Annotated in this window: 14 protein-coding genes; 6 read left to right on the top strand and 8 right to left on the bottom strand. The window is 65.7% G+C overall.

Features of this window, described 5'->3' with window-relative positions:
* Positions 1-58: 58 nt before the first annotated feature.
* Positions 59-871, top strand: coding sequence for a S26 family signal peptidase (locus NED97_RS16220; RefSeq protein WP_252488058.1), 813 nt, complete (start codon positions 59-61; stop codon positions 869-871).
* Between the two features lie 156 nt (positions 872-1,027).
* On the opposite strand, the gene NED97_RS16215 is transcribed toward NED97_RS16220, so the two are convergent.
* Positions 1,028-1,846 (bottom strand): hypothetical protein, encoded by an 819-nt coding sequence (locus NED97_RS16215; protein ID WP_252488057.1) that lies wholly within the window; start codon positions 1,844-1,846, stop codon positions 1,028-1,030.
* Between the two features lie 88 nt (positions 1,847-1,934).
* Positions 1,935-2,717 carry an ABC transporter ATP-binding protein gene (locus tag NED97_RS16210; RefSeq protein WP_252488056.1) on the bottom strand — a complete coding sequence of 261 codons (783 nt, stop codon included), beginning with the start codon at positions 2,715-2,717 and terminating at the stop codon, positions 1,935-1,937.
* A 248-nt stretch (positions 2,718-2,965) separates the two neighbouring features.
* Here NED97_RS16210 and NED97_RS16205 point away from each other — a divergent pair, with 248 nt between their 5' ends.
* Positions 2,966-4,627: a hypothetical protein gene (locus NED97_RS16205; protein WP_252488055.1), complete on the top strand. Its 1,662-nt coding sequence runs from the start codon at positions 2,966-2,968 to the stop codon at positions 4,625-4,627.
* A gap of 193 nt (positions 4,628-4,820) precedes the next feature.
* Here the strand turns inward: NED97_RS16205 and carB are convergent, their stop codons facing one another.
* The 4 genes from carB to NED97_RS16185 form a co-directional block, all read right to left on the bottom strand.
* Entirely contained in the window at positions 4,821-8,054 is a 3,234-nt protein-coding gene (gene carB / locus NED97_RS16200) for a carbamoyl-phosphate synthase large subunit (RefSeq protein WP_252488054.1), read from the bottom strand.
* A gap of 603 nt (positions 8,055-8,657) precedes the next feature.
* The gene (locus NED97_RS16195) at positions 8,658-9,224 is read right to left on the bottom strand and encodes a GrpB family protein (RefSeq protein WP_252488053.1); all 567 of its coding nucleotides are present in this window, start codon (positions 9,222-9,224) and stop codon (positions 8,658-8,660) included.
* Between the two features lie 154 nt (positions 9,225-9,378).
* Entirely contained in the window at positions 9,379-9,891 is a 513-nt protein-coding gene (locus NED97_RS16190) for a PaaI family thioesterase (protein WP_252488052.1), read from the bottom strand.
* A gap of 81 nt (positions 9,892-9,972) precedes the next feature.
* Positions 9,973-10,509 carry a DUF5815 family protein gene (locus tag NED97_RS16185; protein ID WP_252488051.1) on the bottom strand — a complete coding sequence of 179 codons (537 nt, stop codon included), beginning with the start codon at positions 10,507-10,509 and terminating at the stop codon, positions 9,973-9,975.
* Positions 10,510-10,626: 117 nt separating this feature from the next.
* Here NED97_RS16185 and NED97_RS16180 point away from each other — a divergent pair, with 117 nt between their 5' ends.
* Positions 10,627-11,292, top strand: coding sequence for a trimeric intracellular cation channel family protein (locus tag NED97_RS16180; RefSeq protein ID WP_252488050.1), 666 nt, complete (start codon positions 10,627-10,629; stop codon positions 11,290-11,292).
* Positions 11,293-11,324: 32 nt separating this feature from the next.
* On the opposite strand, the gene NED97_RS16175 is transcribed toward NED97_RS16180, so the two are convergent.
* Positions 11,325-11,735 carry a DUF7124 domain-containing protein gene (locus NED97_RS16175; RefSeq protein WP_252488049.1) on the bottom strand — a complete coding sequence of 137 codons (411 nt, stop codon included), beginning with the start codon at positions 11,733-11,735 and terminating at the stop codon, positions 11,325-11,327.
* A 415-nt stretch (positions 11,736-12,150) separates the two neighbouring features.
* Positions 12,151-13,389, bottom strand: coding sequence for an NAD(P)/FAD-dependent oxidoreductase (locus NED97_RS16170; RefSeq protein ID WP_252488048.1), 1,239 nt, complete (start codon positions 13,387-13,389; stop codon positions 12,151-12,153).
* Positions 13,390-13,609: 220 nt separating this feature from the next.
* Here NED97_RS16170 and NED97_RS16165 point away from each other — a divergent pair, with 220 nt between their 5' ends.
* The 3 genes from NED97_RS16165 to NED97_RS16155 all read left to right on the top strand — a co-directional run bounded on the left by NED97_RS16165 (position 13,610) and on the right by NED97_RS16155 (position 16,947).
* Entirely contained in the window at positions 13,610-14,206 is a 597-nt protein-coding gene (locus NED97_RS16165; protein ID WP_252488047.1) for a DUF6149 family protein, read from the top strand.
* 130 nt (positions 14,207-14,336) lie between these two features.
* Positions 14,337-15,593, top strand: coding sequence for a polysaccharide deacetylase family protein (locus NED97_RS16160; RefSeq protein ID WP_252488046.1), 1,257 nt, complete (start codon positions 14,337-14,339; stop codon positions 15,591-15,593).
* An 85-nt stretch (positions 15,594-15,678) separates the two neighbouring features.
* Complete coding sequence (locus NED97_RS16155) at positions 15,679-16,947, top strand: MFS transporter (RefSeq protein ID WP_252488045.1); 1,269 nt, start codon at positions 15,679-15,681, stop codon at positions 16,945-16,947.
* Positions 16,948-16,978: the final 31 nt, after the last annotated feature.

The following is a 16,978-nucleotide window of genomic DNA, read 5'->3' as shown; positions in this document are numbered from 1 at the left end:
AGACGCGAACTGATACGGAGAGCAGGTTTGATTACTTCAGATATTGTACCGCATCAAAATGGGTAGTTCGGATCCCGCCGGGGAGACGGAAAACGACGGTGACGACGCCGATACCTCGCGTCGCGAGTCGATCGAGGACGACGGACCCGTTCGCCGCTTTCTCGCTACCGACGGCGAACCGGCATCCCTCGTGCGTGACGTACTGAGCAGCGTGGCCATCGTCGGGGTAATCGGATTACTGCTCCTCGCGGTTAGCGGCGTCTGGCCGCCGCTGGTCGCGGTCGAGAGCGGCAGTATGGAGCCGAACGTGGAGGTCGGTGATCTCGTTGTCGTCGTCGCGCCCGATCGCTTCGCCGACGACGATTCCGCCGGCGACACCGGCGTCACGCCGCTCGCGGACGACCAGGACGGCGAGACGTTCGGGACTGGCGGTGACGTCATCGTCTTCGCACCCGGGGGCGACGACCGTCGAACGCCGATAATCCACCGCGCTCACCTGTGGGTCGAAGCGGACGAAAACTGGGTGGAGACGCGGGCCGACGAGGAGTACGTCAACGGAGACTCCTGCGAGGCGGTAGAGGACTGTCCGGCGCCGCACGACGGCTTCGTCACGAAAGGTGACGCGAACCGCCACTACGACCAGGCCGGCGGACTGTACAGCCGGGACAACAGCGTCGTCAAACCGGAGTGGATACTGGGGAAGGCGTCGTTCCGGATTCCGTGGCTCGGCTACGTTCGACTGACGTTCGGACAGTTGCTCGTGAGTGGACAGGGTTCGGTCGGCACAGTTGCGATCGCTTCCGCCGTCGGGGCCACGTTCACCGGCTCGCTCGCGGCCTGTAGCCGCCGTCGCTCGTATCGTAACGACTGAAACGATTTTCGTCCCGATCACACAGCCGTCGTGGGCGAGGTCGGTGGTGTCGACCTCGAGATGACGTCGATCGGGTGTGCACCGATTTTCAGCGGCTACTACGGAACCAGCGAGTCGGAGGGCGGAGAACACAGGGTCTCCCCCACCGATCGGGGATTACCGCGAGTGCTCGCCGGCGAACCGACCGCCGTCCCAGCCCCGAAGCCGAGATCGGATCGCCGCCTCGAGTGCCCCGATGATCGCGAGGGCGACGGCGTACGGACCGAACAGCAGGAGGTGGACCGGGCTGTCGGTCGCGACGAACACCTCTACGACCAGGAAGTACGGAACGAGGATGGCGAACAGGACGGCCGGTGAAACCAGACCCCTGCCGAGCAACGCCCAGAGCGGGACTGCCGTAACAGCCGCGGCGACGGCGAAGACGACCAGTGCGGCGATCGGTGGCCTGATCCCGGCTCGAAGCACCAGCAGCGTCGTCGCGATGCCGACGAGTCCGGCGACCCCGACGACGGTCCCGACGAGGACGATCCGCGAGAGCGGGAAGGCTGGCAGGTTCGTGACTGGGGTACCGGCGATTCCGTAGCCGCGCCGAACCGCGAACTCGAGGAGGCCCGCGACCAGCGCGAGCGAGAGCCAGACGTACCACGCGTTCGCGTAGCTGGCGACGTGCGTCGGCCCCTCGACGACGACGTACCCGCCGAGCTCGCTCCACTCGGGCATCGGGGTAGTGAGTTCGACGTATGCGGTTCCGCCCAGAGCAGTGAGAAAGACGGCGGCGGGAGCCACCAGGCGGGTGTGTGCCGAGACGAGCAGCGGGACGAACCCGGCCGCGAAGACGGGAATCACGAGGCTGGCGGTATCGACGGTCGACTCGAGCGTCGGATAGTCGGCGCGGACGTACAGCGCGAGCACGACGGCGACGTTCGCGAGTCCGCCGACGGTTGCGACCCCGATCGTTCGGAGGGACGGACGCATCGTATTCGAAATACGACGGCTGCCTCACATATAGGTTCGCTAAAACGTAACCTACGGCACCGGCAGTCTCGAGATGCCGCAGGTCGGCTTACTCCGTCGGCGGTTCCGCGGCGTGGCCATCTGCCGGGTTATCCCGCGTGATCTCGAGGAACGCCTCCTCGAGGCTGCGCGCGTCGCCCGTCTCGGCGCGGGACTTCAGCGTCTCGGGATCGCCCTCTGCGACCAGTTCACCGTCGTGAAGGACGCCGATCTCGTCGGCCAGTTCGTCGACGACGGGCAGGATGTGCGTCGAGAGGAAGATCGTCATCTCCCGGTCTGCGAGATCGGCGATCGTTTCCCGCATCGTCCGGGCAGCACGCGGATCCAGTCCGCTCGTGGGCTCGTCCAGAAAGGCGACGACGGGCTCGTGAAGCACGGCCTGGATGACGCCGACCTTCTGGCGCATTCCCTTGGAGTAGCCCTCGATGCGCCGATCGGCGTCCGCGAGCAGCTCGAACCGTTCGAGCAGCGACTCGATTCGCTCCGTGGCGTCGGCCTCGGGCAGATCCCGCAGTCCGGCGGCGTACTCGAGCTGTTCGCGGCCGGTGAGTTCGTCGTAGATCGGCGGCTCCTCCGGCAGGTAGCCGATGTGGGGCGTGACGCTCTCGCGATCGGTGATCGGGTGGCCGGCGACGCGTGCCGCGCCCGACGTGGGGCGGGTGAGCGTCGTCAGCATCCGCATCGTCGTCGTCTTGCCAGCACCGTTGGGACCGAGAAACCCGTAGACGGTCCCTCGATCGACCGCCATCGTCAGCTCGGAGACGGCCGTCGTCTCCCCGTAGCGTTTCGTGAGGGCGTCGGTCTCGATAGCAGGGGCGTCAGCAGGGCTCATAGTCATCTCGTTTCGCTGCACTCTACGTAAAACCACAACATGTTGGAATTATAATCGATTGTGCCGCTCGAACCGAATCATTCTCTCGAGAGGGGTCGAACTCGACACCCAGCACGCTATCTCTGGACGACGGAGCGGCCGGACCGGGGGTATGACAGTATCCGAACTGTTTATTGGATGCGGGACGGGCTATCGGTCATGGTACCCAGAACGCCACGCCGTTACTGGTTCGTCGGTGGGAGAAGCCGATGACGCGCGTTCCGCTGACCGTCGCCAGGACGGAGTTTCGGCGAACGGTTCGTGCGATGGCAACCCAGCGGACGAAACTGCTGTTGATGGCACTGCTCGCGCTGTTCGTCTTCGGCTCGATCACGGTCGCCGGCGGCTACCTGCTTCCTGCGCTCGGAGAGCACTTCGCCGGGGCAGTTACCGCAGAGAGCGCCGCACTCGCAACGGAGGTCGTTACCGGTGGCGCTGCGGTCGGCTGGCTCGCTCTGCTCGTCATGGCCGGAATACGGGCGTTTACCGCGGCAACCGATCCCGACGAGTCGGCCTTTCTGCTCGTCTCGACGTCCGTTCGAAACGTCGCCGTCGGCGTTATCGGCGCCGAAATGCTGCTGTTCGGCGTTTGGCTGGTGCCGCCAGCCGTCTTACTCTCGAGTGCGTTCGCCGTCGGTGCGGGAACGGTCCTGCCGGTGCTTTTCGCCGCGCTCGTCGTCGTACTCGCGCTCCTTACCGCCGTTCCGCTCGGATTCGTGCTCGGCATCTGGGTTCGACACCTGGTCACCGTCTACGAACCGATCGCCCGCTACCGGTGGGTACTGTTCGTCGCGTTCTGGGGGCTCTACTTCGGGGCGATCGCAACCGGCCGGTTCGATCTGGTCGTCGGCGAACTGTTCGTCGCGCTTCAGGACGGTCCGCTCGGCTGGCCCGGCCACCTCCTGCTGGCCGGCGTTCCGAACGTTCCGGCCTCGAGCGCCACGATCGTCGGTGCGGTGATCGGGACGGCACTCGTCAGTGCGGCTGCGTTCGCGATCGCGATCGCCTCCGCGCGGGTGCACTGGTTCGCCGATCCGGCACGGTTCGACGACGAGGAGAGGTCGGCGACGGCCGACTCGTCGAGCCGGCTCGCCGATGCGCTCGCACGCGGGCTCGGCCGCCCGGTTCGGACGGTGACGCTCACCGCGATCCGTCGGACCAGACGTGCCCCGATCCGACTGGTGTACGTCGCCTACCCGCTGCTCGGCGCGATCGGTTTCGTCCAGGGAATCGTCCGGAGCGGAACGGTCCCGTCGTACGTCGCCGTTTTCCTCTCGCTGTACGCCGTCTGGGCGGCCGGTGTCCTGTTTACGCTCAACCCGCTCGGTGACCTCGGCCGGGCGCTGCCGGCCGTCGTCACCTCGACGCTCACCGGACGACAGGCGATCACCGGGCTGGTTGTCGCCGGCTCACTCGTCGCGGTTCCGATCGGACTCCCCGTCTCACTCCTGCTCGGAGTCGTCAGCCCGCTCTCGATCGAGCACACCGCGATACTGGTCGCCGGTACGGTCGTCGGCACCGTCGTCACACCGGCGCTCGCGACCGGCATCGGCACCGCGTTCCCCCGATTCGGCAGCGTCAACGTCACGAACAACCGCGAGGCCGTCGTGCCGAGCAAGACCGCCTTCCTCCTCTACTCGCTCGCAATTCTCCTCCCGGCGGCCGCCGCGGTCGTCCTCTACGCCGACGCGGCCGAACCGATCGCCGCCGTGCTCACGGCGACCGCCGCCTGGGCGTCCACGCCCGACCTCGCGGTTACCGCCGGTCAGCTCACCGTCGCCGCCTGGACCGTTCTCGCCGTCGGCGTCCTCGCGCCGCCGGTCTCGTACCTGTACGCGCTCGAGACGTTCGATCTGTACAGGTTCGACTGACTTCGATGAAAAATACCGGAAGCGTGCAGCGCTTCCGAACCCTCGCTCGCTTCACTCGCGAGGAGGCCGCCCGCTCCCGTCGATCGCTCGCGGGTGCAACACTTGTGGTCCGACCGCAGCGGTACGCCCTCCGGCTGAATAGACGAGTAATCAGCAGTCAGCTCGCTGTCGAATCAGTTGGACTGCGGACCGATCAGTTCGAGCGGCCCCACTCGCCGACCCGCTTCGGCCGCTCGGTGATCGGCTGGACGTCGATCGGCTCGTCCTTCGCCTCGAGCGCCTCGAGTGCGGCCTTCGCGCTCGCGGGCGTCGAGAAGTAGGTAACATCCTCCTCGACGGCGATCTCGAGCAGGTCGCGGTCCCGCGAGACGATGAGGTCGACGCCGCCCTCCTTGACGGCCCGTACGAGGTCGATCTCCTCGCAGAGATCGAAGTGGTCGGTGAAGCCCTCGACCAGTTCCTCGCCCGCATCGGTGTCCGGATCGGGGAACTTGTCGGCCGAGAGGTCGATGATCGCGGTGCCCGATTCGGGGATCGGCTTGCCGGTCGCGTCCTGGGCCTTGTCGTAGGCTCTGCCGAAGGAGTCGGCGCTGCCCATGACCTCGCCTGTGGATTTCATCTCCGGACCGAGACGCGGATCGGAGCCCGGCAGGCGGTCGAACGGCAGAACGACCTCCTTGATCGAGGTCTGCTCGGGGATCTGCTCCTCGACCGCGAGGTCGGCGAGCGAGTTGCCGGCCATGACCTTGGCCGCCAGTTTGGCGATCGGGACGCCGGTGGCTTTCGAGATGAACGGCACCGTGCGCGAGGAGCGCGGGTTCGCCTCGAGGACGTACACCTCCCCGTCACGAACGGCGAGCTGGACGTTCAGCAGTCCGACCGTCTCGAGCGCGCTGGCGATATCCTCCGTCACTTCGCGCACGCGGGCGAGCGTCTCGTCGTCGAGCGAACGCGGCGGGATCATACAGGCTGAGTCGCCAGAGTGGACGCCCGCGGCCTCGACGTGTTCCATCACGCCGCCGATCAGGACGTCCTCGCCGTCCGCGACGGCATCCACGTCGAGTTCGACCGCGTCCTCGAGGAAGTCGTCGACGAGGATCGGCTTGTCCGGCGAGACGCGGACCGCTTCCTCGATGTAGCGCTCGAGTTCCTCGTCGTCGTAGACGACTTCCATCGCGCGGCCGCCGAGCACGTAGGAGGGGCGCACGAGCACCGGGTAGCCGATCTCGTGGGCGAGTTTCATCGCTTCCTCCTTGCTGTGGGCGGCGCCGCCTTCGGGCTGGGCGATGCCGAGTTCGTCCATGAGCGCGTTGAACCGGTCGCGGTCCTCCGCCAGGTCCATCGCCTCGACGGAAGTCCCCACGACCTCGCAGTCGAGCCCGCGGCGGTCGATCTCGTCCTGCAGCGGATCGCCGATGTTCACCGACGTCTGGCCGCCGAACTGGACCATCACGCCGTCGGCGTCGGCCGCCTCGGCGACGTCAGCGACCTCTTCCGCAGTTATGGGCTCGAAGAAGAGGCCGTCGGAGGTGTCGTAGTCCGTCGAGACGGTTTCGGGGTTGTTGTTGACGACGTGGGCGTCGATGCCCATGTCGCGCAGCGCCTGGACCGCGTGGACCGAACAGTAGTCGAACTCGACGCCCTGTCCGATCCGGATCGGGCCGCCGCCGACCACGATGATGCTCTCGACGTCGCGGTCGACCTCGAGTTCGCCCGCGGCGGCCGCACCCTCGAGCGGCCCCGACTCGAACTCCGACTTGCGCGCGGAGTAGTAGTACGGCGTCTCCGCGGCGAACTCGCCGGCGCAGGTGTCGACCTGCTTGTAGGTGCGGCCGGGCACCTCCTGCTCGACCGTGTCAACGTCGACGTCGCCGCCCGCCGTCGCGGCGATCGTCGCGTTGGTGTGGCCGGCGATGGCGGCCTCGGTGAAGTCGCCCTCCTGGGCGGCGCGGGTCGACTCCGCGATGCGGACGAACCGCTCGGTGTACCACTCGAAGATGCCCGTCAGCTCGACGACCTTCTCGACGTCGTAGCCGCGCTCGAAGGCCTCGAACATCGCGTACGGTCTGTCGGGGGAGGGACGCTCGAGGTAGCGCTCCTCGAGTTCCTCGTCAGAGACGTCGGCCCAGTCGACGTCGGGCTCGTACTCGCTCGAGCGTAAGGCCTTCAGCAGCGACTCCTCGAAGGTGCGGCCGATGGCCATCGCCTCCCCGGTCGATTTCATCGCCGTCGTCAGCTCGAAGTCGACGTCGTCGAACTTGTCCTTGGGCCAGCGCGGCACCTTGGTGACGACGTAGTCGATCGCGGGCTCGAAGGCCGCGGTCGTCTCGCCGGTGATCTCGTTCGTGATCTCGTGGAGCCGTTTCCCGAGGGCGACCTTCGCGGTCACGCGAGCGATCGGGTAGCCGGTCGCCTTCGACGCGAGCGCCGAGGATCGCGAGACGCGCGGGTTCACTTCGACGACGCGGTACTCGCCGCCCGGCGTGCCGTCGTCGCGCCAGGCGAACTGGATGTTACAGCCGCCCTGGATGCCCAGCTCGCGGATGACGTCCAGCGCCGCGGTGCGCATCTCCTGGTGGCCCTCGTCGGGAACGATCTGGGAGGGCGTGACGACCGTCGACTCGCCGGTGTGGATCCCCATCGGGTCGATGTTCTCCATGTTGCAGATGATGATACAGGAGTCGTCGGCGTCCCGCATCACCTCGTACTCGTACTCGACCCAGCCCGCGATCGACTCCGTGATCAGGACCTCGCTGTTGCGCGAGAGGCGCAGTCCCTTGCGAACGCGACGGAGGAGTTCGTCGAACTCGTGAACGACGCCCGATCCCGAGCCGCCCAGCGTGTAGGTCGTGCGGGCGATGACCGGCAGGCCGCCGACCTCGTCGACGGCCGCCTGGACGCGTTCCTCGAGGTCCGCCTCGGTCAGTTCCGAGACCTCCTCGCCCTCGTCGAGCGCGATCGTGGTCGACGCGGGGACCGGCTGCCCGATCTTCTCCATGCGCTGGCGGAAGAGATCGCGGTCCTCGGTCGCGTAGATCGTATCGAGGGGAGTCCCCATGATCTCGACGTCGTAGTCGTCGAGCACGCCCTCCTCGGCGAGTTCGGCGGTGACGTTCAGTCCCGTCTGGCCGCCCAGCCCGGCGATGACGCCGTCCGGGTTCTCCTCGCGGATGATCTCCGCGATGGCCTCGGTCGTGATCGGTTCGATGTACACCCGGTCGGCCATCTCCGGATCCGTCATGATTGTCGCAGGGTTCGAGTTGACGAGGACGACTCGAGCACCCTCTTCCTGAAGCGCTCGGCAGGCCTGCGCGCCGGAATAGTCGAACTCGGCGGCCTGTCCGATCTGGATCGGCCCGCTGCCGATCAGCAGGATCGTGCGTCCGTCCCCTGTGGCGTCACCGTCGCCCTGGTGGTCCGTACTCATTGGTCCTGTCCGTCCGAAGTTCGTACATCGTAATAAGCCCCACGAAACGATACGATTCTCGTAACTCGATTTCGAAATTCGAATAGGCGGCGATCGGTGCTTCGCTCAGTTCGGATCCGGAACATCGGCTGACGGTTCCCGTACGGGGCGAGAGCGTCGGCGGTGCGCTGGTTCTACGCGTCCCGGTTCTCAGCCTTCCCCGGGATCGAATTGAAACCGGATCGCGTTGGCTCCAACTTCGATATTCAAAACTCCGGTCCGCGGTGGAACCTTCCATTCGTATTCCTGCGTTCGTTCGGCCGTCTCCACCGAAACGACGTATCGCCGGCGAGGTCGCGCGACGCTCGTCTCTCGTACCATCCAGTCGTCGGTATCTGCCGGCGTCAGCGTATATTCCTCCGCGAGGGGACGAGGAGCGATTCCCCGCGCACCCACCCGCGAGCGGAGCGATCCCTACAGCGAGCCGGAGCACGGCGCGCCGAATCATACCGGTCGTACGAGCGACCGACGTATGCACGTTCTCACCGGCCGCGCGTCCCGAAAACCGAACGGGTCGCCGTCCGCTCCCGAAACGAGTCGCCGAACCGGCCGATCGAGCGGAACTCAGTTTCCCGCGGGAACGGCGAAATCGAACGTCAGGTCGTCGTCAGTCCGGGCGACCTCGAGAACGCGCCGGACGAACGCCGACTTGCCCTCGGAGTAGGCGACGAGGTCGTCGTGTTCGGCGGCGAGGTCCCGTTTCAGTCGCTCGTACTCCGCGCGGAGGTCCGGCCGCGCCGCGAGGACGTCGCACGTGATCACGCTGACCCTCCAGCCGTCGCTGGACGCCGCAAAGACGTGATCGTTGAACCGCTGGCCGTCGTGCTCGCGAAAGACGGGGTGCCACTGCTCGGAGTTCTCGACGCGAGTACCGCCCAGCTCGTCGACGAGCGTTCGCGAGACTTCGCTCACGGCGTCGTCGGCGACGACGATATCGAGGTCGACGATATCCTTCGCGGCAAGGTTCGGGACGGCGGTCGAGCCGACGTGTTCGATCCGTTCACGGTCGGCCTTGAGTCCGCCGGCCGATAACGCGTCGTACACGCGCTCGCGTTCGGCGGCAAACCGCTCGCTCCACGTCTCGCCTCTAGACGCGACGAGTTCGATCGGGTCGTCGTTCGCGTCGACCATTGGTTCGCCAATACGGGCGAAATACTTCAGAATTGCCGCGGGGTGCTACTTGACCCCAATGAGCGCAACGTCGTCCGTGTGAGATGACGATCCAACGCGACGAGCGACAGTTCGTTCCTCCTCCGAGACGAGCGGTACCGAATACGGTAGAGAGTCAGGTTCGATCCGCCTGATGGTGCCCCTCGAGATCCGGCGGGCGGACTCTGACGGCTCGTACCGTTCCTCTCGCGGTCGTTTCGCCTTCGGGGCCGAGTTCGCTCCGGACGACCGTCTTTCGCCCGATCTCGCCGTCGATCCGCGCGGTGAGGTGTACCGGCCGATCGAGCGGGGTCGGTTTCAGATACTCGACCGAGAGCTCTGCAGTTACGTACGCGATTCGCGGCGAACTCCCCAGCGGCCGGTCCTCGGCGTCGTAGGCGAACGTGATCGAGGTCCAGATGGAGTGGCAATCGACGAGAGAGGCGATGTGACCGCCGTACATGACGTTCGGCGCGCCGGAGGTGAACAGTTCCTCGGGCTCGACCGTCGTCACGAGCGCCTCTTTGTCCTCGGAGCGGTAGCTCTGCAACTGGAGTCCCTCGTCGTTCGCCGGTCCGCAGCCGTAACACGTCAGTTCGGGCCACGAGTGTTGAACCGGCTCGTCGCCGGGACGATCCGCGCTAGACATAGGTATTCGACGCCGCCGATCGACTTAACTCGGGCACCGGTCGGCGCGTCCTGACGGCACTGAATCGATCGAAAACTGCGTCTAGAGCGCCCGGTCGTGCTCGCTCTCGAACTCCCGCTGCCGGCGGTACTGCTCGACGAACTCGCCGACGTCGAACTCGAGCATCTGCGATTCGAATTCCGAGATCGCGGTGTCGTCCTCGGCGTGGCTGATCGCGTGCTCCATCAGTTCGACGACGAGTTCGACGACGATCTCGTGGAGCCGTCGAGAGTCGAAGTCCGTCACCCACAGCATCGAGTAGCCGACGGCGCCGTCGTCGCTGGCGTCGTGGGTGACGACGGCTTCCGGAAACTCCTCCATGACGACGCCGAGTAAGTGCGGCGTCCCGAACTCGTCGAACTCGTCGTCGGTCTCGACCAGTTCCTGGAGGACGACCACGAACGACTCGGGGAAGAACCGAGAGGGCGGGTGGACGTCGGTGACGACGGCGTGGGACTCGCCGCAAGAACAGGTGTACTCGCGCATCCCGAGGTCGATCTCGTGGGGGTCGAGCGTTTCCCCACAGGGGAGCTCGAGCCGATCGTCGCCGCCGGAACCCGGTACGCGGGGCTCTGCCATTGGACGTAGTTCGCTCGGCGACAGTAAAAGGTCGACGACTCGAGAGCGCGGGTTCGGCCGCCGTGGAATCGAGCCGAGACGCAGCCCTCAAGAGCCGGTCCCGCGTGTTCCGAGATAATGAGTCAGGAGTTCGTCGCGGAAGCGTTCGACCCGTTCGTCGTGATGAACGCGATCGGCCTGATCGCGTTCGCCCTGGTCGGGTCGACCAAGGCGATACGCGAGAAGTTCGACCTGTTCGGCGTCACCGTCGTCGGACTCGCCACGGCGTTCGCCGGGGGTGCGACGCGGGACGTCCTCGTGGGACGCATCCCGCTGGCGCTCCAGTCGACGAGCGAGATCGCTCTCGGAACGGTCGGCGTTACCCTGGCGATCGGACTGCACCTCGTTCTCGAGGCCCCCGACGATCACCCGATTACGCTGTTCGCCGACGGGGTCGGACTCGCCGCGTTCACCACGGCCGGCGCGATCGTGGCCGTCGACGCCGGCGTTTCGGGGTTCGGCGTCGTCGCCGTCGCGACGATCAACGCGGTCGGCGGCGGCGCGATCGCGGATGTTCTTCTGGACCGGTCGCCGTTCATCCTGTTCGATGACTTCTACGCCAGCTGTGCGGTGCTCGGCGGCACCGTTTACCTGGGAACGACGCTCGGCGGCGTCGCCGGGAGTACCGCCGCGATCGCGTGCGCCGCGGCGACCGTTCTGGCGCGGATGGCCGCGGTTGCGTACGGGTGGACGCTCCCGACGGCGCAGACGCTCCGACGACGCGAGGAAATCGGAAAGAATTGAGCCGCAGAATCGATCCGGCTCCGGAGCCGGTCTCAGGGCCAGTCGTCTCGGACCGGTTCGGCGTCGTCCTCCTCGTCCTCGACGTTCGTCGCAAGGATCCAGTCGGCCGCGTCGGCGGCGTCCTCGACGGGGAGGTACTCCCAGTCGACGTCCTCGGCCAGCTGCTCGTCCTCGTCGCTGGCGCCGATCAGGACGTGCCGATCGGTGTCGAACTGGTCCTTGACGGCCTCGAGACTCTCGCGTTTCCCGCGGGGGCCGGAGAAGAAGTCCTGCCGGATGCGGTTCTTTCGCGTGTAGTTCGTGACGACGTAGGTCGGTTTCTCGGAGACGACGCCGATGTACTCGCTCCACCCTCTGGCGTCCTCGAAGACGCTCTCGGGCGAGGCGAGCTCTTTCAGTGCTTCGAGCTCGAACGCCAGGGTCATGTCGCTACCGCCGTTCATACGGTATCGAAAACGCGCGCGGGGGAAAACGGCTTCGATACGTCCAACGACGGAAGAATCGCCGCTCGTGGCGGTTACGTCGCCTCGCCCGGTAGTAGTCGGTGGCGGCGACGATCGCTCCGGCTCGAGGTCGGTTTCAGTCGCAACCGGCGAACGAGCGCCCTCGAGCGCCCGGTAGAACGCGACCAGCGTCTCCTCGTCGAACTGGCCGACGTGCCGGACGGTTGCCGCCGCAGCGACCGACCGCCTGAGCGTGAGGGATCGACCGGTAGTGCCACTCGTTGGCGTTCATGACAGTACCAAACGCCCTCCGGCGAGTTACGTTTTCTGTCGAACCGTCGACGCGGATCGACTGATCGGGTACGGTGGTTCCCCTCGAAACCAGCCGGAAAACGAGTGAATCGTCGGGTTCGCGCTACTGCTCCTGTGGCGGCGCGAGGTTGTCGAGATCGACGGTCTGCTCGAGCAACACCTCCGCCTGATCGGAGACGACGCGCTGTTCGCGCATCAGCTGTTTGAACTTGCTCTGTGGCGAGAGGTCGCCGATGAGAACGCCGCCAACGATCTTGCCGTCCTTGAAGGCGACGCGGCGCCACTCGGTGTCGCTGTACTTTCGCTCGGCGTACTCGTCGCCGAGGGTCGGGTGGCCAAAGGAGAGGAAGGGGAAGTCGAAGTGCGTGATAGAGTACGAGGAGACCCACTCGAACCCTTCGGCCTCGTCGTCTGCGGCCATGTTGATGCCGGCGACCCGGCCCTGTTCCTTCGCGGAGCCCCACGAGCCGTTCTGGGCCTGTTCGCCGAGCAAGACGTCGTAGAAGCGAGTGATGTCCCCGGCGGCGTAGACGTCCTCGAGGTTCGTCTGCATGTACTCGTCGACGACGATGCCGTTGTTCTGCTCGAGTCCGACGTTCCCGAGGTACTCGGTGTTGAACGTCAGGCCGATAGCGACGCCGGCGAAGTCACACTCGTAACGGTCACCGTTCGGATCGACGGCGGCGTTGACGCAACCGTCGTCGTCGGTCTCGAAGTGGTCGACACCGCTGTCGAAAACCGGCTCGACGCCCTTCTCGCGCATCCCCTCGTGCATGATCTCTGCACCCTCGTCCGAGAGCGCGTAGCGCCACCAGCGGTCGCCGCGCATGAGATACTTCCCTTCGACGCCCTGTGCACCACAGACGGCGGCGAAGTCGATTCCGAGGAGTCCGGCGCCGACGATCACTCCCTCGTCGGCGTCCTCCGCGCTCTCGCGGATCCTGCGAGCGTCCTGGAACGTCCAGAAGTGGTGGATTCCGTCGGCGTCACTGTTGTCGACGGGCAGTTGCGTAGGCGTCCCGCCGGTCGCGATCAGCAGTTTGTCGTAGGAGATGTCCTCGCTCTCGTGGGTGTGCACCGTCTTCGCGTCGGTGTCGAGGCCAGTAACGTGAGTGTTAAGCGAGAGGTCGATGTCGCGTTCCTCGTACCAGCCCTCGTCGTGGATCGAAATCGGGGCCTCCGGGAGCTTCCCTTTCGCGTGCTCTTTGATCAGAATGCGATTATACAGTGGCTCCCCCTCATCGGTGATGACGGTAATCGAAGACTCCGGGTCTTCCTCCCGGAGGGTCTCGGCAGCCGAACTGCCCGAGATCCCGTCACCGATGATGACGTACTCGGTCATATCGTGACCGTTCGTAATGAGGGTTAAAGTGGATTGCTATCTCGTTTATTTTCTGTGCCGAACCGAACTGTCCCGCCCGTTGTACGCTATCGGCTGTAACCGTTCGGATTCGTCCGGCGCTCGCGACCGAGAACGGCCGTAAACGCTCGAGCACCGTGGTGTTGCAGCCACCTTCGCCCCCTCCGAACTGCTCTTGGGGATCGCTTCCCTACATCCGGACATGAAGATCCGTCAGAACGCGCGTCACTTCGCCTCTCGCAAGGCGCTCGAGACGCCGGTCGTCCGCTCGGTTGCCAAGTCCGGCCTCGTCAGACTTCACACGAAAATATTCACGAAGAAGGCCGACCCGGCCCACGCTGAAGACCGAACGGAACGGCTCGACGCCTTCTTCGACGCGACGATGGACGCCTACCTGCGCGCGCTCCAGGAAGGGTACTCGGAGGCACAAGCGCGCGAGATCACGCACGTTCAGGCCAACTTCGACTTCTACAACCACGGCTGGACCGAGATGATGGAGTTCCCGACGGACGAACTCGACGACCACTACGACCGCCACCGCGACTTTTTCGAGCGCTGGGACATCGCCATCGACGACCCGCTCGGGCAGTTCGAACCGCCGGAAGGAATCCCCGAGGCGCCGTCGACGCCGGAAAAACTCGACGAGCCCGAACATCCGTACGCCGAGGGCGGCTTCGCCGACGACGTCTACGTCGAAACCGAGGACGGAAACCTGGTCGTCGGCGGTCGGAGGGAGCCCGATGACGTCGACGTCTCGCAGGCCGTCGGCGTCGACGAGACCGCGGACGACGAGGAGTGATCGCCGTCTAATCACCGACTGTTGACGCGAGCGAAACCGTTCTCTCGATCGTTTTCCACCCCCTTATTCGCTGCCGTCGGGAGAAACGCGGCCATAACAATAGCCGAGACTGACAGACCGTTCCTCGTACATGAAACGACGCGCGTACCTCGCGGCCGCGTCGGCGGTCTGTCTCGCCGGGTGTGCCGGATCGGAAACCCTCGAGTCCGACACCACCTCGAATCGAAACGGCTCGAGCGACGACGAGACGAACTCTGACTCCACGGAACCACGGGAGCCGCTGGTCCCCGACGCGGCGGACGACTTCGAGGACCTCTCTCGCTGGTCGATCGACGGCGGATCGATGAACGCCGAGACCGACCGCGTCCTCGTCGGCTCCCAGAGCGCACGAATCGGGATCCCTGCGGCGTCGGGATCGACGCGGCTCTCGCTCGAGTACGAGTCGCCGTTCGATCTCACGGACGTCGTTCCGGGCGTCGCGATGGCGAGTTCGGAGTTCGTCTTCCCGTGGCTCCGCCTGTTCGACGCCGACGGGAACCGGATCGACTACCGCCGCGGATCGAGAGGGGAGTTGCCGCTCATGCGGTACAACTTCGGCGTCGACGGCGGCGACGACGCGTTCGATCCCACGACCGTCAGCAAAGTGCAACTGCACATGTGGACGGACGAGGGTCGGGAACCGACCGTCTGGTTCGACGACCTCCACTTCGTTCCCCGGCCCGATACGGGGAAGGTGATGATCCAGTTCGACGACAACCACGTCACCGATTACACGAAAGCGCTCCCGATTCTCGAGGAGTACGGCTATCCGGCGGTGACGTTCGTCAACCCGGGTCGGATCGAAGCCGAGACCTCCGGCGTGACGGATCCCGGCGGTTTCCCCCGGATCACGGTCGACCAGGCGCACGAACTCCACGACGCCGGCTGGGTCATCAGCAACCACTGTTACAACCACCCTGAACTCGCGGAGCTCGAACCGGCCGAGCAGGAAGAAGAGATCCGCCGGGGCAAGGAGTGGCTCGAGAGCGAAGGGTTCGACGAGGGCGCTCGCTACTTCGCCTACCCCCACGGCTCCTACGACGCGACGACGCTCGAACTGATCGACGAGTACCACGACCTCGGCTTCGGCGGCGGCCACCCGGCCCAGGGATACAACGTTAATCACGTCCTGAACTCCCGCATCGGCGATCCGAGCGCCGAACGGATGGCGACCGAACTCGAGCGAACCGCCGAGATGCGCGGCATCACCTCGTTTTTCTACCACCGGCTCGAGGACGAGTTGCTCGAGGACTTCGAAACCACGATCGAGTTGCTCTACGAGTACGAGTCCGCCGGCGAAATCGACGTGATTCTCCCGCAGGATCTCGAGCGGGACTACCTGTTTTAGCAGGCTCCAACCGCCGGGCTGAGGATCGTTGTCGCGGATCCAAGCGGCTAAATACTCGGCGCGTCGCCGTTCGGATACTGACTCGATGGCACTGAACGCAAACGATCGTTCGATCGCCGGCTTTACGATGGCCGGCCACGCGCTGGTTCACTGGTTCGAGACGGCGATTCCGATCTTTCTGGTCGTCTGGCTCGCCGAGTTCGACGTCGCCGTCGCCCTGATGGGACTCGTCGTCGCGCTCGGCTACGCACCGTTCGGGATCGGCGCCCTGCCGGGCGGCATCCTGGCGGATCGGTACGGAACGAAACGACTCATCGTGCTCTGTCTCGCGGGGATGAGCCTCGCGTTCGTCGTCCTCGCGATGAGCACCTCGATCTACATGGTCGCCCTCGGCTTGCTGCTGTGGGGGATCGCCGCCAGCATCTACCATCCCGCGGGGCTGGCACTCATCAGCACCGGCGTCGAGGAACGCGGGACCGTCTTCGCCTGGCACGGCATCGCCGGCAACGCCGGCATCGCGCTCGGGCCGTTCGCCGCCGCGACCATGCTGATCTTCCTCGACTGGCAACTCGTCGCCGCACTGCTCGCCGTTCCCGGAATTCTCGCCGTCCTCTACGGCCTCTCGGCGGAGTTCGAGCCGACCGCGGCCGTCGAGGACGACGTCGACGCGGGCCCGGACGAAGCGCTGTCGCTCTCGACGCTCGTCGGGAACTCGAAGGCCCTCTTCGCGAGCGCGTTCGCCGTCGTCTTCGTCATCGTCACCTTCGAAGGGCTGTACTACCGGGGGATGCTCACCTATCTCCCCGAGATCCTGTACGGACTGCCCGCGATAGCGGGGCTGGCACTCCCGACGGGGCTCGAGGGAATCGAACCGTCCTTCTACATCTACGTCGGCCTGCTGGTCGTCGGGATGGGCGGCCAGTACGTCGGCGGCAAGCTAACGGACCGAGTGCCGCCCGCTCGCGGTCTGGCGGCTATCTTCGCCGTGCTCGTGGTACTGGCGGTCACGTTCGTTCCGGTTACCGGACTGGGGCTGGTGGCGATCGCCGCTCTCTGCGGGGTCTTCGGCTTCTTCCTGTTTGCCATCCAGCCGTTCTACCAGAACGCGGTCGCGGTCTACACGCCGGCGGACAGTCGCGGTCTCTCCTACGGCTACACCTATCTGGGCGAGTTCGGTTTCGGCGCCGCCAGTATCGCACTCGGCGGGTTCGTCCTCGACGTCTCGCTGAGCTGGTTTTTCGTGATGATCGCGGGCTTCGCGCTCGTCGGGATGCTCCTCTCGGTGGCGCTGGCTTCGGGACTCGACCGGTTCGTCGAGACGGACCGACCGGTCGACTCCACGACGGACGATTAGAAATCCTCCGCCTCTTTCGCCGCCGATCGCT

The organism is Natronococcus sp. CG52, from assembly GCF_023913515.1.
Taxonomy (GTDB): Archaea; Halobacteriota; Halobacteria; order Halobacteriales; family Natrialbaceae; genus Natronococcus; species Natronococcus zhouii.
This window is presented reverse-complemented; position numbering and strand designations above follow the sequence as displayed.